This window comes from Stappia sp. (assembly GCF_965276915.1).
Classification (GTDB): domain Bacteria; phylum Pseudomonadota; class Alphaproteobacteria; order Rhizobiales; family Stappiaceae; genus Stappia.
Window position 1 is genome coordinate 1,053,049 of record NZ_OZ255709.1, and the last position, 20,044, is coordinate 1,073,092.

Sequence of the window (20,044 nt, forward strand, 5' to 3'; positions counted from 1 at the left end):
CCATGACCCGCAGCAACCGTCCGCTCGGTTTCGCCACCCGCGCCATTCATCACGGCTACGATCCGCTTGCCCATGAGGGCGCGCTGACCCCGCCGGTGCACATGACCTCGACCTTTGCCTTCGAGACGGCCGGGGCCGGCGGCGAGATGTTTGCCGGCGAACGGGCGGGCCATGTCTACTCGCGCATCTCCAACCCGACCCTGTCCCTGCTGGAGGACCGCATGGCGGTGCTGGAGGGCGGCGAGGCGGCGATCGCCTTCGCCTCCGGCATGGGTGCGATCACCGCGGTGATGTGGACCTTCCTCTCGCCCGGCGACGAGATCATCGTCGACAGGACGCTCTATGGCTGCACCTTCGCCTTCTTCCGCCACGGGCTGGCGAAGTTCGGCGTGACCGTCACCCATGTCGACATGCGCGATCCGGAAAACCTCCGTGCGGCGATCTCCGACCGCACCCGCATCGTCTATTTCGAGACGCCGGCCAATCCGAACATGCGCCTCGTCGACATTGCCGCCATCTCCGCGATTGCCCGCGAGGCCGGCGCGAAGACCGTCGTCGACAACACCTATGCAACGCCCCTCCTGACCCGGCCGCTTGAGCTCGGCGCCGACATCGTCGTCCATTCGGCGACCAAGTATCTCGGCGGTCACGGCGATCTCGTCGCCGGCATCGCCGTCGGCAACGGCGCCGACATGCAGGCGGTGCGTCTCGTCGGGCTGAAGGACATGACCGGCGCCGTCATGGCCCCGCTCACCGCTCATCTGATCATGCGCGGGCTGAAGACGCTGGAACTGCGCATGGAGCGGCATTGCGCCAGCGCCATGGCCGCGGCCGAACTGCTCGAGGCGCATCCTGCCGTTGCCGCCGTCCACTATCCCGGGCTTGCAAGCTTTGCCCAGCACGAGCTGGCCGCGCGGCAGATGCCCGGCTTCGGCGGCATGATCGCCTTCGAGCTGGTCGGCGGCATGGAGGCGGGCATCCGCTTCCTCGACACCCTGCAGCTGGCGCGCCGCGCCGTCAGCCTCGGCGACGCCGAGACCCTCGTCCAGTATCCGGCCAGCATGACCCATTCGACCTACACGGCCGAGGAGCGTCACGCCCACGACATTTCCGACGGGCTGATCCGCCTCTCGGTCGGGCTGGAGACGCCGGGCGACATCCTCGCCGATCTGGAACAGGCCCTGCGGGGATTGCAAAAAGCCGCTGCCTGAACGGGGTTCAGGGAAATAATTTTCGTCAATTTCGATAATTTCTGAATCAATCTTTCGAACTTTTGACGCCGAACTTGTCGAAATCGGACTGAAATTGCACCGGATCGACCTTATCCTCGGTCGCTCGAACCACCGTTCGGGCGGCCGCGCCGTCCGTCACTCCAGCTGTCATCCGAGCCATCATCCGAGAAGGGCAAGCGTTCATGGACACGTCCCGCAAGACCGCATTGAAGGCCATCGAGAAGAAGCTTCTCTGGCTTGCATGCTGGACCATCCACAATGCCAACCACCTGCGCGAAAAGGGCGATGGCATGAAGGTCGGCGGCCATCAGGCGTCCTGCGCCTCGATGGTGTCGATCATGACGGCGCTCTATTTCGATTGCCTGCGCCCGCAAGACCGGGTGGCGGTGAAGCCGCATGCCTCGCCGCTCTTCCATGCCATGCAGTACCTTGCCGGCAACCAGACGCGCGAGAAGCTCGAGGCCTTCCGCGCCTATGGCGGCGCGCAGTCCTATCCGAGCCGCACCAAGGATGTCGACGACGTGGATTTCTCCACCGGCTCGGTCGGGCTCGGCGTCGCGATCACGGCTTTTTCCTCGATGATTCAGGACTATCTGGCGGCCAAGCCCTGGGCTAGCCCGCGCGACGAGGGGAGGATGATCGCGCTGGTCGGCGATGCCGAACTCGACGAGGGCAATGTCTACGAGGCCCTGCAGGAGGGCTGGAAGCACGGCCTCCGGAACACCTGGTGGATCATCGACTACAACCGCCAGAGCCTCGACGGCGTCGTCCGCGAAGGCCTTGCCGGCCGCATCGAGGCGATCTTCGGAGCCTTCGGCTGGGACGTCGTGCGGCTGAAATTCGGCGCCCTTCAGCGGGCCGCCTTCGGGGAGCCGGGCGGCGAAGCCCTGCGCGACTGGATCGACACTTGCCCCAACGCGCTCTATTCGGCGCTGGCCTTCCAGGGCGGCGCGGCGTGGCGCAAGCGGCTTCTCGACGACATTGGCGACCAGGGCGACGTCAGCGCGCTGATCGAGAGCCGCTCCGACGCGCAATTGCAGGAGCTGATGACCAATCTCGGCGGTCACTGCCTTGAAACCCTTGGCGAAACCTTCAAGGAACAGGCAAAGCACGACCGCCCGGTCGCCTTCGTCGCCTACACGATCAAGGGCTGGAACACGCCGCTTGCCGGCCACAAGGACAATCATGCCGGCCTGATGACCCCGACCCAGATGGACGGGTTCCGCACCCAGATGGGCGTGCGCTCCGGCCATGAATGGGAGATGGCCGAAGGCCTCGATCTGGACGAGGCCGGCTTGCACGAGGTGATCGGCGACACGCCGTTCTTCGCCGCCGGCCGCCGCCGCTTCCAGGCCGACCGGGTGGCGACACCGGGGCCGGTGGGGCTCGACGACAAGGTGCTGTCGACCCAGGCCGGCTTCGGCAAGGTGCTGGACCAACTGGCGAAATCCGATCATCCGCTGGCCGCGCGCATTCTCACCACCTCGCCGGACGTCACCGTCTCGACCAATCTCGGACCTTTCGTCAACCGCCGCGGCCTGTTCTCCCGCGACGCGGTTGCCGACACGTTCCGCGACGAGCGCATTCCCTCGGCCCAGAAATGGGCGTTCTCGCCGGAAGGCCAGCACATCGAACTGGGCATCGCCGAGATGAACCTGTTCCTGCTTCTGGGCGCGGCCGGCCTGTCGCATTCGCTTTTCGGCGAGCGGCTCATTCCGGTCGGCACGCTCTACGATCCGTTCATTTCGCGCGGCCTCGATGCGCTCAACTACGCCTGCTACCAGGATGCCCGCTTCATGGTGGTGGCGACGCCTTCGGGCGTGTCGCTGGCGCCCGAGGGCGGAGCCCACCAGTCGATCGCGACCCCGCTGATCGGCATGAGCCAGGACGGGCTCGCCTCGTTCGAGCCGGCCTGGCTCGACGAACTGTCGCTGATCATGGACTGGAGCTTCGACTACCTGCAGCGCGACGGCGACGCGGTCCATGACGAGCGCACCTGGCTGCGCGACGAGACCGGCGGCTCGGTCTATCTGCGCCTGTCGACAAGGGCGCTGGAGCAGCCCCTGCGGCGCGAGGACGAGGCGTTCCGGCGCGGCGTCATCGACGGCGCCTACTGGCTGCGCGAGCCGGGCCCCAATTGCGAGGTGGTGATCGCCTATCAGGGTGCGGTCGCGCCCGAGGCGATCGAGGCGGCGGGCCGCATCGGCACCGACCGGCGCGACATCGGCGTGCTCGCCGTCACCTCCGCCGACCGGCTGAATGCCGGCTGGCACGCCGCGATGCGCATGCGCAAGCGCGGCCATCGCGGCGCGATGAGCCATATCGAGCGCCTGCTGTCCGGCTTGCCGTCCCATTGCACGATGATCACCGTGCTTGACGGCCATCCGGCGACGCTTGCCTGGCTTGGCTCTGTCTGCGGCCACCGCACGGCGGCGCTGGGCGTCGAGCATTTCGGCCAGACCGGCACGGTCGCCGATCTCTACCATCACTTCGGCATCGATGCCGATGCGATCGTTGCGGCCGCCTCCGAGCTTGCCCCCGGCCGGCCGGTGCGCCTCGTCAATCCGCTCTGACCGGCATCCTCCTGCAGGCCTGACGGGATTTGCAAACGCGTCCCGGCGGCTTACATAGGCAGTCCGAAGAGGGTGGCGACCACTCTCCACAAGATGCTGGCAGGAGACGACAGGCGATGCAGTCACAGGGCGACCCGACGGGCTGGCACGGCACGACGATCCTCAGCGTGCGCAAGGGCGGCAAGGTGGTGATCGCCGGCGACGGCCAGGTCTCGCTCGGCCAGACGGTGATCAAGAGCACGGCGCGCAAGGTGCGCCCGCTCGCCAAGGGCGACGTGATCGCCGGTTTCGCCGGCGCGACGGCGGACGCCTTCACCCTGTTCGAGCGGCTGGAAGCCAAGCTCGAGCAGTATCCCGGCCAGCTGATGCGCGCCTGCGTCGAGCTTGCCAAGGACTGGCGCACCGACCGCTACCTGCGCCGGCTCGAGGCGATGATGCTGGTCGCGGACAAGTCAATCTCGCTGGTTCTGACCGGCACCGGTGACGTGCTGGAGCCCGAAGGCGGGGTCATGGGCATCGGCTCGGGCGGCAATTACGCGCTCGCCGCCGCGCGTGCCCTTGTCGACACGGATCTCGATGCCGAGGCCATTGCCCGCAAGTCGATGGCGATTGCCGGCGAGATCTGCGTCTACACCAACGGCAACCTGACCATCGAGACGCTGGATGCCGATTGACTCGGCCCGCATCGGGTTTCGTCCGGTGACGGCGGCCGACCTGCCGCTGCTGGCGGAATGGATGGAGGCCCCGCACTGGCGCAAGTGGTGGGGCGATCCGCAGATCGAGCTCGGCCGTATTCGCGAGATGATCGAGGGACGCGACACGACCGAGCCCTACCTCTTCACCCTGGACGGCCGTGATACGGGCTATATCCAGCTCTGGTATCTTGCCGACAATCGGGCGCCGGAGATCGTCGCCGACAGTCCCTGGTTGGCGGAACTGCCCGAGGAGACGGTCGGCCTCGACCTGTCGATCGGCGAGGCCGGGGACCTGTCCAGGGGCCTCGGCACGGCGGCACTGACGAATTTCGTCGCCGGCCTGCGCCGGCGCGGCTTCGAGCGGATCATCATCGATCCAGATCCCGCCAACGGCCGAGCCTGCCGCGCCTACGAAAAGGCCGGTTTCCGGCCAGTCGAACGGCTGCTCGGCAGAAGCGGCGATGCCCTGGTCATGGAACATGTTGCAGGAACCGAGGAAGGATGCGCATGACAGCGGAAGCGACACCTGTGAACGCCGGGCCGCTCGATCCGGCTCGTCTGGGTGCGGCGGTCGGCGCCGGCATCCTGACACAGCCGCAGGCCGAGCGCCTCGCCGATTTCTGGACCGCTCCCGTGCCCGAGGGCGCCGGCGAGAGCGTCAGCCACGCCGATGCGGAGGAGGTCCGTTTCGCACGCGGTTTCCATGACATCTTCATCTCCATCGGCATCGTCATCCTGTTGTTCGGCCTGTGGTTTGCCCTGCGCTATTCCATCCCGCTGGGCCTGGACTACCCCGTGCCGCTGGCGCTGCCCGCCGGAGCTGTTGCCGTCGCCATCTGGGGACTTTCGGAGGTCTTTGCCAGGCGCATGCGGCTGGCGCTCCCTTCCTTCGTGCTGACGATTGCCTTCGCGCCGGCATTCCTGGTTGCATGCATCGGCCTTGCCACGGGAGCGCTCTCGCTGAACCTTGCCTTCGCCCAGGAACCCGGTTCGCCCTTGCTGATCCTGCCGACGCTTCTCGGCATCGGCGGCGGGGCGCTCCACTATTGGCGCTTCAGGGTCCCGGTCGGCGTGGCCGTTGTCGCCGGCACGGTGTTCTTTCTCGTTGCCGTGCTTGTCGAGGTGGCGGTTCCGGGTGCACTCAAGGCACACACGGCATGGTTCACGCTCGCCGCCGGGCTTGCGGCCTTCGTCGCGGCCATGCGTTACGACGCCCGCGACCCGAAACGCGTCACCGTGGCCAGCGACAAGGCCTTCTGGCTGCATCTTCTGGCCGCGCCCCTGATCGTCCACTCCATTCTTGCCTTGACGACATCCGGTGTGGACGCGCTCGACCAGGGGGACGCGATGATCGTCATTGCCCTCTTTGCGGCCCTTGCCCTTGTCGCCGTTATCGTCGACCGGCGCGCGATCCTCGTCTCCGGACTTGGCTATTTCGGCGTGGCGATCGGCACGCTGATGGCCGAGGCCGATATCTCCGGTTCCACGGCAACGGCCGTCACGCTGATCCTGCTCGGTTGCTTCATCCTTCTGCTCGGATCTGCCTGGCGGGTGGTGCGCCGGACGTTGGGCCGGCCCCTGCGCGACACATCCCTGGCACGGCTCGTGCCGGCCTTCGACTGAGTTTCATCGAGAGAAAGACACGGTCATGACCACTTTGTCCCCCCGCGAGATCGTCTCCGAACTGGATCGCTACATCGTCGGCCAGAAGGACGCCAAGCGCGCCGTCGCCATCGCGCTCAGGAACCGCTGGCGCCGCCAGCAGCTCGACGAGAGCCTGCGCGAGGAGGTGATGCCGAAGAACATCCTGATGATCGGCCCGACAGGCGTCGGCAAGACGGAGATTTCCCGCCGTCTCGCCAAGCTCGCCAACGCGCCCTTCGTCAAGGTCGAGGCGACCAAGTTCACCGAGGTCGGCTATGTCGGCCGCGACGTCGAGCAGATCGTCCGCGACCTGGTCGAGGCCGGCATCGCGCTGGTGCGCACGGCCAAGCGCAAGTCGGTGGAGGCGAAGGCCCACCTGCAGGCGGAGGAACGCGTGCTCGAGGCTCTGGTCGGCAAGAACGCCAGCCCTTCGACGAAGGACAGTTTTCGCAAGAAGCTTCGCGATGGCGAACTCGACGACAAGGAAATCGAGATCCAGGTCCGCGCCCAGCCGCAGATGCCGGGTTTCGACATGCCGGGCATGCCGGGCGGCAGCGTTGGCGTGATGAACCTCTCCGACATGCTCGGCAAGGCGTTTGGCGGCCAGACCAAGCCGCGTCGCATCTCTGTGCGCGAGAGCTATGCGGTCCTGATCGAACAGGAGGCCGACGCCCTCCTCGACGAGGACAAGGTGGTCGAGGAGGCGATCCATCTGGTCGAGAATGCCGGGATCGTCTTCCTCGACGAGATCGACAAGATCTGCGTGCGCGGCGAACGCTCCGGCGGCGACGTCTCGCGCGAAGGCGTCCAGCGCGACCTGCTGCCCTTGATCGAGGGCACGGTCGTCGCCACCAAGCACGGCCCGGTCAAGACCGATCATGTGCTGTTCATCGCATCGGGCGCCTTTCACGTGGCCAAGCCTTCCGACCTGCTGCCGGAACTTCAGGGGCGCCTGCCGATCCGCGTCGAGCTGAAGGCGCTGACCAAGGACGATTTCCGCGCCATCCTGACGGACACGGAAGTCAGCCTGATCAAGCAGTATATCGCCCTGCTCGGCACCGAGGAGATCGTGCTGACCTTCACAGACGATGCCATTGACGAGATTGCCTCCATCGCCGTCGATCTGAACGCGACGATCGAGAATATCGGCGCGCGGCGCCTGCAGACCGTGATGGAGCGGGTGCTCGACGAGGTGTCCTACACCGCACCCGACGCGACCGAGAAGAACGTCACCATCGACGCCGATTTCGTCCGCGAAAACATCGGCGAGCTTGCCAAGAACATCGATCTGTCGAGGTTCATCCTGTGATTTCAAGGCACGTTCGCCCTGCGGCGGCTTGGCGCTTGCCGGTTGCCCCTGCCGGTGGCAGCATGCGCCCATGGTAGCGATCCGAAAGAGTTTCGAGGAAGGGCACCGGCGCAAGTTTCTCGTCGTCGTCGACGAGACCAGCGAATGCGACCGGGCGATCGTCTATGCCGCCAAGCGCGCCGAGCGCACCGGCGGCGTGGCGACACTGCTCTACGTCATAGCGCCGGGGGATTTCCAGCACTGGCTGGGGGTCGAGGACATCATGCGCGCGGAGGCGCGTGAGGAAGCTGAAAGCTGCCTGATGAAGGCCGCCGACCGGGTGCGTGCGGTGGCACGCACCACGCCGGAACTGGTGGTGCGCGAAGGCAATCGCTCGGACGAGATCCTGCAGCTGATCGAGGAGGATGCCGATATCGCCATCCTGGTGCTGGCGGCCGGCAGCGGCTCGGAAGGGCCCGGCCCTCTGGTCAGCGCGATCGCCGGCAAGGGCGCGGGCAGCTTCCCGATCCCTGTCACCATCGTGCCGGGCACGCTGGACGACGAGTCGATCGCGGCCCTGGCCTGAGGCAGAAAAGCACTTTCTGGAACAATTCCAATCTGGCGCCGAGCGCTTCGTGAGCGTATATTGAGGGCAACAACGAAGCGACGGGCGCCCGGCAGGCGTGACCCGAGCGACGCAGACACCATGCAGAACAGGCAAGTGCGGGTCTCACCTGCCGCCCGCATCAGCGGATGGCTTCATGAGGTCGGGCCGGAAGATCCCGGCCGGCACGCCCGCGCAACACGCGGGCCGCCCGCGATGAAAGGAAGACCGTCATGTTCATTCAGACCGAGGCGACGCCGAACCCGGCGACCCTGAAGTTCCTCCCCGGACGCATCGTGCTTCCGGAAGGCACCATGGATTTCCGCAAGACCGAGGATGCCGGCTCCTCGCCGCTCGCCCAGACACTGTTCCAGGTGGACGGGGTAGAGGGCATTTTCTTCGGCCACGACTTCATTTCCGTGACCAAGGGCGATGTGGACTGGCAGCACATCAAGCCGGCGATCCTGGGCGCGATCATGGAGCATTTCATGTCCGGCGCCCCGGTGCTGGCGAGCGAGATGGCTGCCGACAGCGAAGAGGAGTTCTTCGAGGAGGGCGACGAGGAAACCGTCGGCACGATCAAGGAACTGATCGAGACGCGTGTGCGTCCGGCTGTTGCGCAGGATGGCGGCGACATCACCTTCCGGGGCTTCCGCGACGGGATCGTCTACCTGTCCATGCGCGGCGCCTGCTCGGGCTGCCCGTCCTCCACGGCGACGCTGAAGCACGGCATCCAGAACCTGCTGCGCCATTTCGTCCCGGAAGTCGAGGAAGTCCGCGCGCTCTGACGCAGCGACGCGAGGCTGCCGAACGGCCCGGCCGGAAGCCGGGCCGTTTGTCTTTTCCGGAACACTCGCACCCGGCTTCGGCCTGATGCTGCCGCAAGCGCCCGTCCGTGGTGCCGCTGGCCGGTATGTGACCGAAGTCACCCTAGCAAATGGTCGTGTCGACGATAGCGGCCGGGATCGGTTTAGTTTGCCCATGCGCCTGCTCGCCATCGATACCGCGCTCGACGCCTGCTCAGTCGCCGTCCTCGACCGGGACGGCGGGCAGGCGCGCGTGACCTCGGCCTGCGAGGTTCTCGGGCGCGGTCACGCCGAACGGTTGATGGCGATGATCGGCGAGGTGATGGCCGAGGCCGGCCTGCCCTTCTCGGCTCTTGACCGGATCGCGGTGACCGCCGGGCCGGGCTCCTTTACCGGCCTGCGGGTCGGCCTGTCGGCGGCGCGCGGCATTGCCCTTGTCGTGGGAGCGCCGGCTGTCGGCATCGGCACGCTTGACGCGCTTGCGGACATGGCCCGCGAGGGTGCGGTCGAACCGTGTCCGGTGTTCGCCGTGCTCGAGGCCAAGGGCCCGGAAATCTACGGCCAGGGATTTGCCGCGGACGGGATGCCGCTTGCCGCGCCGGTTGCAATGGCAGCCGCGGACTTCGGCCTGCAGCTTCCGGCCGGGGCGCTGCTCGCGGGCGCGGGGGCGGCCAAGGTCGTGGCCGCGTGCGGGCGCACGGACCTGCGGGTCGCCCATGAGGCGGCCTGGCCCGACATTGCCGCCGTGGTCCGCCTCGGCGCCGAGGCCGATCCCCTCGCGCATCCGCCCGAGCCGGTCTATCTGCGCCCGCCCGATGCCGCTCCCGCGCGGCGCGACGAGGGATTGTTCGCATGAGTTTCTGGTGGTTCTGGGCGCCGCCTCCGGTGATCGAGGCGGCCGAGCCCGACGTCTATCCCGCGCTGGCCGAGCTGCATGAGCGCTCCTTCCCGAGCGGCTGGAGCGCCGACGACCTTGCGGCCCTTGCCCGTCAGCCCGGCGTCACGATCCTGCAGGCGCGCCGGTCCAGCGCCTATGGCAGCCGCGCCATCATGGGATTTCTCATCCTGCGGGTGGCAGCCGACGAGGCGGAGGTGCTGACCATTGCCGTCGACCCGCGCCAGCGTCGCCGCGGCATTGGCGAACAGCTGCTGCGCGCCGGGCTGTCGCGTCTTTATGCCGACCGGGTCGCCTGCCTGTTTCTCGAGGTCGATGCCGGCAACGCGGGCGCGCTTGCCCTCTATCGCAAACTCGGCTTTCGCAAGGTCGGCGAGAGGCGCGGCTATTATCGCGACGGCACGGGCGACGGCGGCGCGCTTGTCATGCGGGTCGATCTGGCGTAATCGGCTTGCAAGGTTCGCGTGCCCGGACGACCGGGCGCGCATGGTCGATTGGTCGCAAGGAGGACAGGCGAGATGACCGATCCCGGCAGCCAGCGCTCCGACGCGGCGCCGTCCAATGCCGACCTGGCCCAGTCCACGCTCGAGGAACAATGCGTCGCCAAAGGCATGCGCATGACCGAGCAGCGGCGAATCATCGCCCGGGTCATCGAGGACGCCAGCGACCATCCCGACGTGGAAGAGCTCTACCGCCGGGCGGTGCAGAACGATCCGCGCATCTCGATTTCGACGGTCTACCGGACGGTGAAGCTGTTCGAGGATGCCGGCATCATCGAGCGCCACGACTTTCGCGACGGGCGGGCCCGTTACGAGACGGTTCCAGAAGAACATCACGATCACCTGATCGACCTGAAAAGCGGCCGTGTCATCGAGTTCCGCAACGAGGAGATCGAGCACCTGCAGGAGGCGATCGCCCGCACGCTCGGCTATCGGCTGGTCGATCACCGGCTGGAGCTCTACGGCGTGCCTCTCGGCCCGAAGGACCGGGATTGACCGCATGATGCGCGTCCGCGCCGCCGCCGTGCTCGCCGTCCTGACGCTGGTGACGCTGCCGCTCATTCCCGTGCAATGGCTTGCCCTGCGCAGCCGCGGTCCGGTGAAGCGCCGGCTGCCGGTGATCTGGCACCGGATCGCGTGCGCCGTCGTCGGCATCAAGGTGCGCGAAATCGGCCGGCCGGCGACCGGGCGCCCGCTCCTGATCACCGCGAACCACGTCTCCTGGCTCGACATCACCGTGCTCGGCAGCCGCATGCCGCTGTCCTTCGTTGCCAAGACGGAGGTCGCCTCCTGGCCGGTCTTCGGCCTCTTCGCAAAGCTGCAGCGGTCTGTCTTCGTCGACAGGCAGCGGCGCAGCGCCACGGCGCGCACGGCGGAGGAGCTCGGCACGCGCCTTGCCGAGGGCGACGCGATGGTGCTGTTCGCCGAAGGCACCTCGAACAGCGGCAACGAGGTCCTGCCGTTCCGTTCGGCCCTGATCGGCGCGGCCCGCCATGCGGTGGCCGGCGATGACGGGGACGTCTGGATCCAGCCGCTGGCGCTCGCCTATACCCGCTTGCACGGATTGCCGATGGGCCGCCAGTTCCGCAACCATGTCGCCTGGTACGGGGACATGGAGATGATCCCGCATTTCATGAATGTGGTGCGCCAGGGCGCGGTCGACGTCACGGTTGTCTGGGGCGAGCCGGTTCGCGCGGCGCCCGGCGGCGATCGCAAGGCGCTGACCAGGACGCTGGAGGGCGAGGTCCGCCGGCTTGCCGGCGCGGCACGGGCGGAGCGTCTAGACAGCGTGCCGGCCGGGCCGATGCGGGCCACTGCGGCGCATGCTATTCTCAAGAGCGACGAAAACGGCTAAAGCAGGCCGGATTTCACGATTGTCCGGCGGCCGCCTCCCGTTGTCGTCGAACCATCGCGTGAAGGACACATTCCGGCTGTATCGCAACCCGGCCGCCCGGCACGGGCAGCGGCGATGAGCAGCGGCAACTGGCGGTGCGCCCGCGCGGAGACAGGATGAGCGACGAGTTTTCCATCGCTGCAGGCAATGCCACGGCACCGGGGCAGGCCGGAGAGGGCGTTTCGCCGGGTCCGGGCGCCGCGGGGCGCAAGGTCTTCGTCAAGACCTACGGCTGCCAGATGAATGTCTATGACAGCGAGCGGATGACCGACGCCCTCGTGCCGCAGGGCTTCAGCGCTACCGATAGCGTCGAGGATGCCGACCTGATCATCCTCAACACCTGCCATATCCGGGAAAAGGCAGCGGAGAAGGTCTATTCAGAGCTCGGCCGGCTGCGCAAGCTGAAGGCGGCGCGCGCCGAAAGCGGCAAGCAGACGATGATCGGCGTTGCCGGATGCGTGGCACAGGCAGAAGGCGAGGAGATCGCCAGGCGGGCGCCCGTGGTCGATCTCGTGTTCGGGCCGCAGACCTATCACCGGCTGCCCGAACTCGTCACCCGCGCACGGGCCGGCGAAAGCGTTGTCGAGACCGAGTTCGAGATCGAGGCGAAGTTCCGCCACCTGTCGACGCCGTCGACCGCGCCGGCCCCGAGCGGGCGGCGCGGTCCGGTCGCAGCCTTCCTGACAGTGCAGGAGGGCTGCGACAAGTTCTGCACCTTCTGCGTGGTGCCCTATACGCGCGGGGCCGAGGTCTCGCGGGACGTCGACCAGATCGTTGCAGAGGCCGAACGGCTCGCCGCGCGCGGCGTGCGCGAGGTGACGCTGCTGGGCCAGAACGTCAACGCCTGGCATGGCGCGGGGCCGGACGGGCGCGCCTGGGGCCTGGGTGAGTTGCTGCACAGGCTGGCCGGCGTCGAGGGCCTCGACCGGCTGCGCTACACGACGAGCCATCCGCGCGACATGGACGATGCGCTGATCGCGGCCCATCGCGACCTGCCCGAGGTGATGCCCTACCTGCATCTTCCGGTGCAGTCGGGGTCCGACCGCATTCTCAAGGCGATGAACCGCAGGCATACGCGCGACGATTATTTCCGGCTGATCGACCGGATCCGAGAGGGCCGGCCGGACCTGGCCCTGTCATGCGATTTCATCGTCGGATTCCCGGGTGAGACCGATGCCGATTTCCGCGACACGATGGACCTGATCGAACGCGTCGGTTTCGCCTCCGCCTTCTCCTTCAAATACAGCCCGCGCCCGGGAACGCCCGGCGCGACGATGGACGACCATGTGCCGGAACCCGTGATGAACGCGCGGCTGCAGGAATTGCAGGCGCTGGTCGCGCATCAGCAGAAGGCGTTCAACGAAAGCCTTGTGGGAACAACCTGTGACGTGCTGGTCGAGAAGCGGGGCCGCAATCCCGGCCAGGTCACCGGCCGGTCTCCCTGGTTGCAGCCCGTGCAGATCGACGCGGACGAAAGCCTGATCGGGGAGATCGTGACGGTGGAAATCACCGGACGGGAAGCGAATTCCCTATTCGCGCGCCGCATGGCAGGGCAAGATGACGGACAGGCACACCCCCAGCGGGTCCGCGCATGAGGCCTGCATTCGGGAATCCAGGAGGCAGGATGCCAGGAGAAGCCGTTTGACCGGCGCGAGCCGAACCCCAAACCGGGGCGGTTACCGCGCTGCGGTGCCCGCTTCGGACATGACCCATGTGGTTCTGGCCTTCGATGACAATCGTCTCGTCGGCGATCTTTTCGGACAATTCGACCAGAATCTCGCCCTGATCGAGCAGCGCCTTGGCGTCGAGGCCGTGGCGCGGGGCAATCAGGTCGTGATCAAGGGCCGTCATTCCGGTTGCGAACAGGCGCGCCGGGCGCTTGAATCCCTTTATGCCAGACTTCAGCAGGGCCACGAACTGCATCCGGGAGACGTCGAGGGCGCCCTTCGGATGGCTGTGGCAGAGGAGGCTCAACTGGATCTTCCGACGATCGAACCGCGTTCTCACCTGTCGTTCGCCCAGGTGTCCACGCGGCGCAAGACGGTGCTGGCCCGCACGCCGGCACAGGATGCCTATATCCGGGCGATGGACCGGACCGACCTGACCTTCGGCGTCGGCCCGGCCGGCACCGGCAAGACCTTTCTGGCCGTCGCCTATGCGGCGGCGTTGCTCGAGCGCGGCGACGTGGCCCGGCTGATCCTGTCGCGGCCGGCGGTCGAGGCGGGCGAGCGGCTCGGCTTCCTGCCGGGAGACCTTAAGGAGAAGGTGGATCCCTACCTCCGTCCCCTCTATGACGCGCTCTACGAGATGATGCCCGCGGAAAAGGTCGATCGCGGCCTGCAGTCCGGCATGATCGAGGTGGCGCCGCTGGCCTTCATGCGCGGGCGGACCCTGGCCAATGCGGTGGTGATCCTCGACGAGGCGCAGAACACCACCACCATGCAGATGAAGATGTTCCTGACGCGCCTGGGCGAGAATTCCCGGATGATCGTCACGGGCGATCCCACCCAGGTCGACCTGCCGCCCGGGCAGCAGTCCGGGCTGCGCGAGGCGCTCTCGCTGCTTGAAGGCGTGGAGGGAGTGGCCGTGGTGCGGTTCACCGAGGTCGACGTGGTGCGGCACGAACTTGTCGCCCGCATCGTGCGCGCCTATGACAATGCCAGCCGCGAGGCCAGCCAGAAGGCCGAGCAGGCGGCTGCCGCGGCCGCCCCGTCCCAGGCTCCCAGAGGCGCCCCGCGATGAATGCCGTGCTGCAGTCCCCCGAGGTCGATGTGGCGGTCGAGGCAGAGGGCTGGCCCGAAAGCGGGGCGCTGGAGGCGCTCGTCGCCAGGGTTGTGGCTGTCGCCTGCGCCGAGGCCCGGCTCGAACTGGTCGAGGGCGCCGAGGTGTCGGTGGTCTTCGCCGACGATGCGCGGGTGCGCGAACTCAATCGCGACTGGCGCTCGAAGGATGCCCCCACCAACGTCCTCTCCTTTCCCGGAGGCGACGAGGACGAGCCGCCTTTCGGACCGCTGCTCGGCGACATCATTCTCGCCCGCGAGACCGTCGCGCGCGAGGCGGCGGAGATGGACATCGATTTTGACGCCCATGTGACGCATCTTGTGGCACATGGGTTCCTTCATCTTTTCGGCTACGATCACCAAATGGAGGACGAAGCCGAGGTGATGGAAGCGCTGGAGCGGCGCATTCTGGCGGTGCTCGGCATCGCCGATCCCTACCGGGAGCCGCTAGTCACCTGAATCTGGAGTTCGTTTCACGTGGCAGCAGGCCTTGAGCGAACTTCAGCTTCAAGAAGGCGACTTGCAAGTTAAGGTCTCTGGTGTGGTTTTCGGATTTGACGTTCGTTTCGGAGCTTGCTGCAAGCCGTGTAACGAACTTCAAATCCACCACACTGGCGGACGACAAGACAACGGAGAGCGAGCCGCCCGCGCGATGCGGGTGCAGACATGACATGAACGATTCAAAGGCTCGAAGTACCGATGACACGGGGGCGCCGAAACCGGCCGCCTCCGACACTGGCGGGGAAACCTTCGCCCAGGCGGAAGGTGATCCCCCGCGATCGCTGCGCTCCATCTGGGTCGAGATCCTGAAACGACTGGGCGGTCTGCGGCGGCCTGGAAACGGGGCGGGCACCCTGCGCCAGAACCTGCAGGACGAACTCGCCCGCGAGCACGATGGAAGCGCCAGCTTCACGCCCGAGGAACGGGTGCTGCTCTCCAACATCCTGCGCCTGCGCGAGGTTCGCGTCGAGGACGTGATGGTGCCGCGCGCCGATATCGACGCTGTCGAGGACACCGTCCTTGTCGGTCATCTCATGGAAGTGTTTCGAGAGAGCGGGCATTCGCGAATGCCCGTCTATCACGACGGTCTCGATGACCCGCGCGGCATGGTCCACATCAAGGACCTGATGGCCTATTTTTCCGCCAGGGCCGCCAATGAGCCCAGCGGCGAAACTCCGTCCGGGGAAGATGACAGGCCGGAAGACGAGAGGCCGGAAGACGAGAGGCCGGAAGAGGAGAGGCAGACCAGGGCGGAGACGCCGGCTTCCAACGAAAAGCCGGCCCTCGACCTGTCGCGGGTGGACCTTTTGTTGCCGCTCGGGGATGCCGGCCTGATCCGCCCCGTCCTGTTCGTTCCCCCCTCCATGCCGGCCACGGACCTGATGGCCAAGATGCAGGCGGACCGTGTCCAGATGGCGCTGGTCATCGACGAGTATGGCGGCACGGAAGGCCTGGTCTCGCTCGAGGACATCGTCGAGACGGTGGTCGGAGACATCGAGGACGAGCATGACGAGGACGAGGACGCGATGATCGAGAAGGCCGGGGACGGCATCTGGATCGCCGATCCGCGCGTGCCCGTCGAAGAGGTCGAGGCGGCGGTCGGCACCGGCTTCCAGCTCGGCGAACTGGCCGAGGAAGTCGACACGCTGGGCGGGCTGGTCTTCACCCTGGTCGGCCGCGTGCCGGTTCGCGGCGAACTGATCACCGCTCGCGAGTTTCCCGGCTACGAGTTCGAGGTCCTCGATGCGGATCCACGCCGCATCAAGCGCTTGCGGATCCGCGCGCGCAGGGCGGAAGCCCGGCATGGAGACGTGCGTCGTCGTCAGCGCCGGCCCAACCTCGCCAACTGACCCGGCCCGTATCGGGGAATGCGGGTACCCGAACGACCGCCCGCACTTGACCGGTGTTGCCCCCGCGGGGATCGTCCGTTGAGGCGCGGGTGATTCGCCTGCGCGCTCGCATCCCCGTGCGCAACCGCAGGAGTCGATGCCGTGCTGCGTCTGGCGCAAGTTTTCCTTCTCGCCCATGGTTGGCGTCGCTGGCTGCTTTCGGCCCTGGCCGGCGCCCTCGCTGCCTTCGCCATGCCGCCCTTCGGGGTATTTCCCGTTCTGGCAGTGTCGATGCCGGCGCTTGTCTGGCTTCTCGACGGGGCGATTTCCGACAATGCGGGACCATGGGCGCGCATGCGCCCTGCGCTGGCGGTCGGCTGGTGGTTCGGCTTCGGGTTTCATCTGGCGGGCCTGTGGTGGATCGGGCGGGCCTTCCTTGTCGAGGCGGACGCCTTCGCCTGGATGATCCCTTTCGCGGTCGTGCTCCTGCCCGCCGGGCTGGCCCTTTTCACGGCGTTGGCAACCCTCGCTGCAGGCCTTGCATGGCGCGACGGGCCCGGTCGGCTGCTGCTGCTGGCGCTGGCCCTGACGCTCGCCGACTGGCTGCGCGGCCATGTCCTGACGGGCTTTCCCTGGAACATTTGGGGCTATGCATTCGGCGGAACGGAGCTGCTCATGCAGCCCGCTGCCCTGGTCGGCGTCTACGGGCTCGGTCTCATCGTGGCGACGATGTTCTGCTGCCTGGCGGGATTTGCCGACCAGACCGCTGGCGGGCGCCGCGCCGGCGTCGCCGGGGTGCTTCTGATGGCGCTCGTCGCCGGCGGCGGCGCCCTTCGCACGAACCTTGGCGAGGTCGGCGCCGGCGCCGATATGGCCTTGCGCGTCGTGCAGCCGTCGATCGCCCAGGAAGACAAGTGGCGGCCGGAAAACCGGACCAGGGTGTTCGATACCTATCTGGAGGCAAGCCGGGGCGAGTGGGACGGCGAGACGGCGGACGGCGACCTGCCGCGTCTGGTCGTCTGGCCGGAATCCGCGCCACCGTTCCTGCTGACCGAGGCCCCCGACGCGCTGGCGGCCATTGCCGGTCTGCTCCGTCCCGGAGACACGCTGGTGACGGGAGCCGTGCGTGCCAGTGTGGAGGATGCGGGCGGCCGCGTCTTCTACAACAGCGTTTACGTGATCGACGACGAGGGCGCCATTCTCGACGCCTATGACAAGGTCCGGCTTGTTCCTTTCGGCGAATACTTGCCGATGGGCGAGACGCTGGAGGCGTTCGGTCTGACGAAGCTTGTGGAACTGCCGGGAACCTTTCGCGCCGGCTTTCGTCACCGTGTCCTGAACCCGGTCGCCGGCCCGGCCTTCCTGCCGCTGATCTGCTACGAGGCGATCTTCCCGGCTGCCGCGACCAGCTCCGACGAGCGTCCGGGGTTCATTCTGAACGTCACCAACGACGGCTGGTTCGGCGATACGCCGGGACCCTACCAGCATTTCGCCCAGGCACGGATGCGCGCCGTGGAGCAGGGGCTGCCGGTTGTACGTGCAGCCAATACGGGCATTTCGGCGGTTGTGGACGCCTACGGCCGGGTCCTGGCAATGCGCCCGCTGATGGCGGCCGGGCGGATCGACATGCGTATGCCATCCGCCATCTCACCTACGGTTTTCGCTAGGTACGGGCAAAACACATTGGCAATTTTCCTAATAGTTTTTGTTGGCCTTCTTCTTGTAACGCGTTACGTAGGGAATGCGCGTAATGATTGACGGGTCGCAATGCGGCACGGCATCATAACAACCGTCGCAGCCCGGAGCGTAGATTGGGTTGTGGTAGATGAAACTGGCGGCGTTCCGCTGGCGGGAATCGGTATTGGGAAAAGAAACCCGACAACCTGCTTCCGTTGAACGGATCAGAATCGCCAGAAAAATAACGCCTTGGTCACAGCAACCGACAGAGCCGGAAAGAAGACAAAAAATGAGCAGCAAAAAAGCACCGAACCCCATCGATGTGCATGTTGGAAGTCGTGTGCGCCTGCGCCGCATGATGCTTGGCATGAGCCAGGAGAAGCTCGGCGAAAGCCTGGGCATTACATTTCAACAGATTCAGAAGTATGAAAAAGGCACCAACCGTATCGGTGCCAGCCGCCTCCAGCACATCGCAACCGTGCTGAAAGTGCCGGTCGCCTTCTTCTTCGAGGACGCGCCGGGAACGCCGGACGAGGCCAACGGCTTCGGCGAGGCCAAGCCCGCCTCCTATGTGGTCGACTTCCTGTCGTCATCGGAAGGCCTGTCCCTCAACAAGGCCTTCGTGCGGATCGAGGATGCCAAGGTGCGTCGCCGTGTCGTCGATCTGGTGCGGGCGCTCGCCGGCGAAGAGGTCTGAGCCTTCGGTTTCGCCAGCCTCTTGAGGTTTCTTCCGGGCTCGCGGGTCGGGCCCGGAAATCGCGCGCAACACCGCCATTCCTGGGCCGGGCGATCCATGTGACGGACCGTCGTCGTCACCGGGAACGGCGTTCGTGCGCTTGACGAGCACTCGTCTTCACTGGCATGTGTCGTGCCTGGCGGCGGGGGTCCCCGCCGCTTTCTACTATCTTCCCAGAAGGACGGTTGAACGTGGCTCGTCAAGATTATCTCTTCACTTCCGAATCCGTGTCCGAAGGACATCCGGACAAGGTCTGCGACCGGATTTCCGATACGGTCGTCGACGCTTTTCTCTCCGAGATGCCGGAAGCGCGCGTTGCCTGCGAAACACTCGCGACGACCAATCGCGTGGTGATTGCAGGGGAAACCCGCGGCCCGGCGACAATTACAAACGAATACATTGCCCATCTGACCCGCATGGCCATCAAGGACATCGGCTACGAGCAGGAAGGCTTCCATTGGGAGAACTGTGACGTCGCCGTCCACCTGCACGCTCAGTCGGCGCATATCGCGCAGGGTGTCGACGCCTCCGACAACAAGGACGAAGGCGCTGGCGACCAGGGTATCATGTTCGGCTATGCCTGCCGCGAGACGCCGGAATTGATGCCGGCTCCGATCTACTATTCGCACAAGATCCTGCGACTGCTCGCCGAGGCGCGCAAGTCCGGCAAGGAGCCGCTGCTCGGCCCCGACGCCAAGAGCCAGGTCACCGTGCGCTACCAGAACGGCTTGCCGGTCGGCCTGGTCTCCGTCGTGTTGTCGACGCAGCATCTGGACCCCAAGCTCACCTCCGACGACATTCGCGCCATCGTCGAGCCCTATATCGTCACGTCGGTCCCCGGCGGCTGGATCAACAAGGAGACCGTCTGGCACGTCAACCCGACGGGCGCCTTCGTCATCGGCGGTCCCGACGGCGATGCCGGCCTGACCGGTCGCAAGATCATCGTCGACACCTATGGCGGTGCAGCTCCCCATGGCGGCGGCGCGTTCTCGGGCAAGGATCCGACCAAGGTCGACCGCTCGGCCGCCTATGCGGCGCGCTATCTCGCCAAGAACGTGGTCGCGGCCAATCTTGCCGACCGCTGCACGATCCAGCTGTCCTATGCCATCGGCGTGGCCGAGCCGCTGTCGGTCTATGTCGACCTGCACGGCACCGGCAAGGTCGACGAGGCGAAGCTGGAAAAGGCGCTGCGCGAGGTCATGCACCTGACGCCGCGCGGCATCCGCCAGCATCTCGGCCTCAACCGGCCGATCTACGCGCGTACCGCGGCCTATGGTCACTTCGGCCGTGAGCCGGAGGAGGATGGCGGCTTCTCCTGGGAGAAGATCGACCTCGTTCACGCCCTGCGCGACGCGGTCGCCTGATCCGGCACGTGCTGGACAGACCTTGAAG

General features: G+C 66.6%; 19 protein-coding genes. All 19 read left to right on the plus strand.

From position 1 onward, the window contains the following. Positions 1-2 precede the first annotated feature (2 nt). Positions 3-1,211, plus strand: a complete 1,209-nt coding sequence (locus ACQY46_RS04940; protein WP_428699181.1) for a methionine gamma-lyase — start codon at positions 3-5, stop codon at positions 1,209-1,211. A 203-nt stretch (positions 1,212-1,414) separates the two neighbouring features. Then, positions 1,415-3,805 carry a 1-deoxy-D-xylulose-5-phosphate synthase N-terminal domain-containing protein gene (locus ACQY46_RS04945; protein WP_428699182.1) on the plus strand — a complete coding sequence of 797 codons (2,391 nt, stop codon included), beginning with the start codon at positions 1,415-1,417 and terminating at the stop codon, positions 3,803-3,805. 116 nt (positions 3,806-3,921) lie between these two features. Then, positions 3,922-4,479, plus strand: coding sequence for an ATP-dependent protease subunit HslV (gene hslV, locus ACQY46_RS04950; RefSeq protein WP_428699183.1), 558 nt, complete (start codon positions 3,922-3,924; stop codon positions 4,477-4,479). Then, the gene (locus ACQY46_RS04955) at positions 4,469-5,011 is read left to right on the plus strand and encodes a GNAT family N-acetyltransferase (protein WP_428699184.1); all 543 of its coding nucleotides are present in this window, start codon (positions 4,469-4,471) and stop codon (positions 5,009-5,011) included. The genes hslV and ACQY46_RS04955 overlap by 11 nt, the downstream gene beginning before the upstream one ends. Next, positions 5,008-6,123 (plus strand): hypothetical protein, encoded by a 1,116-nt coding sequence (locus ACQY46_RS04960; RefSeq protein ID WP_428699185.1) that lies wholly within the window; start codon positions 5,008-5,010, stop codon positions 6,121-6,123. The genes ACQY46_RS04955 and ACQY46_RS04960 overlap by 4 nt, the downstream gene beginning before the upstream one ends. A gap of 25 nt (positions 6,124-6,148) precedes the next feature. Next, positions 6,149-7,453: an ATP-dependent protease ATPase subunit HslU gene (hslU, locus tag ACQY46_RS04965; RefSeq protein WP_428699186.1), complete on the plus strand. Its 1,305-nt coding sequence runs from the start codon at positions 6,149-6,151 to the stop codon at positions 7,451-7,453. A gap of 70 nt (positions 7,454-7,523) precedes the next feature. Next, positions 7,524-8,018, plus strand: a complete 495-nt coding sequence (locus ACQY46_RS04970) for a universal stress protein (protein WP_306028082.1) — start codon at positions 7,524-7,526, stop codon at positions 8,016-8,018. A 251-nt stretch (positions 8,019-8,269) separates the two neighbouring features. Continuing rightward, on the plus strand, positions 8,270-8,824 hold the full coding sequence (locus ACQY46_RS04975) for a NifU family protein (protein WP_428699187.1): 555 nt from the start codon (positions 8,270-8,272) through the stop codon (positions 8,822-8,824). Positions 8,825-9,017: 193 nt separating this feature from the next. Further along, positions 9,018-9,698: a tRNA (adenosine(37)-N6)-threonylcarbamoyltransferase complex dimerization subunit type 1 TsaB gene (gene tsaB / locus ACQY46_RS04980; protein WP_428700414.1), complete on the plus strand. Its 681-nt coding sequence runs from the start codon at positions 9,018-9,020 to the stop codon at positions 9,696-9,698. Further along, positions 9,695-10,183 (plus strand): ribosomal protein S18-alanine N-acetyltransferase, encoded by a 489-nt coding sequence (gene rimI, locus ACQY46_RS04985; protein ID WP_428699188.1) that lies wholly within the window; start codon positions 9,695-9,697, stop codon positions 10,181-10,183. The genes tsaB and rimI overlap by 4 nt, the downstream gene beginning before the upstream one ends. 165 nt (positions 10,184-10,348) lie before the next feature. Then, positions 10,349-10,732, plus strand: a complete 384-nt coding sequence (locus ACQY46_RS04990; protein WP_428700415.1) for a Fur family transcriptional regulator — start codon at positions 10,349-10,351, stop codon at positions 10,730-10,732. 4 nt (positions 10,733-10,736) lie between these two features. Then, on the plus strand, positions 10,737-11,591 hold the full coding sequence (locus ACQY46_RS04995) for a lysophospholipid acyltransferase family protein (RefSeq protein ID WP_428699189.1): 855 nt from the start codon (positions 10,737-10,739) through the stop codon (positions 11,589-11,591). A 155-nt stretch (positions 11,592-11,746) separates the two neighbouring features. Then, a complete protein-coding gene (miaB, locus tag ACQY46_RS05000) occupies positions 11,747-13,225 on the plus strand; it encodes a tRNA (N6-isopentenyl adenosine(37)-C2)-methylthiotransferase MiaB (RefSeq protein WP_428699190.1) in 1,479 nt (492 codons plus the stop codon). Positions 13,226-13,334: 109 nt separating this feature from the next. Then, complete coding sequence (locus ACQY46_RS05005; protein WP_428699191.1) at positions 13,335-14,372, plus strand: PhoH family protein; 1,038 nt, start codon at positions 13,335-13,337, stop codon at positions 14,370-14,372. Beyond that, positions 14,369-14,869 (plus strand): rRNA maturation RNase YbeY, encoded by a 501-nt coding sequence (ybeY, locus tag ACQY46_RS05010; protein WP_428699192.1) that lies wholly within the window; start codon positions 14,369-14,371, stop codon positions 14,867-14,869. Before ACQY46_RS05005 ends, ybeY begins: the two co-directional genes overlap by 4 nt. A gap of 212 nt (positions 14,870-15,081) precedes the next feature. Continuing rightward, positions 15,082-16,260 carry a transporter associated domain-containing protein gene (locus ACQY46_RS05015; protein WP_428699193.1) on the plus strand — a complete coding sequence of 393 codons (1,179 nt, stop codon included), beginning with the start codon at positions 15,082-15,084 and terminating at the stop codon, positions 16,258-16,260. 141 nt (positions 16,261-16,401) lie between these two features. After that, on the plus strand, positions 16,402-17,997 hold the full coding sequence (gene lnt / locus ACQY46_RS05020) for an apolipoprotein N-acyltransferase (protein WP_428699194.1): 1,596 nt from the start codon (positions 16,402-16,404) through the stop codon (positions 17,995-17,997). Between the two features lie 208 nt (positions 17,998-18,205). Beyond that, positions 18,206-18,613 (plus strand): helix-turn-helix domain-containing protein, encoded by a 408-nt coding sequence (locus ACQY46_RS05025; RefSeq protein ID WP_417770042.1) that lies wholly within the window; start codon positions 18,206-18,208, stop codon positions 18,611-18,613. Between the two features lie 230 nt (positions 18,614-18,843). Beyond that, the gene (gene metK, locus ACQY46_RS05030; RefSeq protein ID WP_428699195.1) at positions 18,844-20,016 is read left to right on the plus strand and encodes a methionine adenosyltransferase; all 1,173 of its coding nucleotides are present in this window, start codon (positions 18,844-18,846) and stop codon (positions 20,014-20,016) included. Positions 20,017-20,044: the final 28 nt, after the last annotated feature.

Coding starts and splice junctions, on each gene's coding strand:
- tsaB (WP_428700414.1), top strand. CDS start 9,018: ATGCGCCTGCTCGCCATCGATACCGCGCTCGACGCCTGCTCAGTCGCC.
- hslV (WP_428699183.1), top strand. CDS start 3,922: ATGCAGTCACAGGGCGACCCGACGGGCTGGCACGGCACGACGATCCTC.
- ACQY46_RS05015 (WP_428699193.1), top strand. CDS start 15,082: ATGAACGATTCAAAGGCTCGAAGTACCGATGACACGGGGGCGCCGAAA.
- hslU (WP_428699186.1), top strand. CDS start 6,149: ATGACCACTTTGTCCCCCCGCGAGATCGTCTCCGAACTGGATCGCTAC.
- ACQY46_RS04990 (WP_428700415.1), top strand. CDS start 10,349: ATGCGCATGACCGAGCAGCGGCGAATCATCGCCCGGGTCATCGAGGAC.
- ACQY46_RS04945 (WP_428699182.1), top strand. CDS start 1,415: ATGGACACGTCCCGCAAGACCGCATTGAAGGCCATCGAGAAGAAGCTT.
- ACQY46_RS04975 (WP_428699187.1), top strand. CDS start 8,270: ATGTTCATTCAGACCGAGGCGACGCCGAACCCGGCGACCCTGAAGTTC.
- ACQY46_RS04970 (WP_306028082.1), top strand. CDS start 7,524: ATGGTAGCGATCCGAAAGAGTTTCGAGGAAGGGCACCGGCGCAAGTTT.
- ACQY46_RS04940 (WP_428699181.1), top strand. CDS start 3: ATGACCCGCAGCAACCGTCCGCTCGGTTTCGCCACCCGCGCCATTCAT.
- ACQY46_RS04960 (WP_428699185.1), top strand. CDS start 5,008: ATGACAGCGGAAGCGACACCTGTGAACGCCGGGCCGCTCGATCCGGCT.
- ACQY46_RS04955 (WP_428699184.1), top strand. CDS start 4,469: ATGCCGATTGACTCGGCCCGCATCGGGTTTCGTCCGGTGACGGCGGCC.
- miaB (WP_428699190.1), top strand. CDS start 11,747: ATGAGCGACGAGTTTTCCATCGCTGCAGGCAATGCCACGGCACCGGGG.
- ACQY46_RS04995 (WP_428699189.1), top strand. CDS start 10,737: ATGATGCGCGTCCGCGCCGCCGCCGTGCTCGCCGTCCTGACGCTGGTG.
- ACQY46_RS05005 (WP_428699191.1), top strand. CDS start 13,335: ATGACCCATGTGGTTCTGGCCTTCGATGACAATCGTCTCGTCGGCGAT.
- rimI (WP_428699188.1), top strand. CDS start 9,695: ATGAGTTTCTGGTGGTTCTGGGCGCCGCCTCCGGTGATCGAGGCGGCC.
- ACQY46_RS05025 (WP_417770042.1), top strand. CDS start 18,206: ATGAGCAGCAAAAAAGCACCGAACCCCATCGATGTGCATGTTGGAAGT.
- ybeY (WP_428699192.1), top strand. CDS start 14,369: ATGAATGCCGTGCTGCAGTCCCCCGAGGTCGATGTGGCGGTCGAGGCA.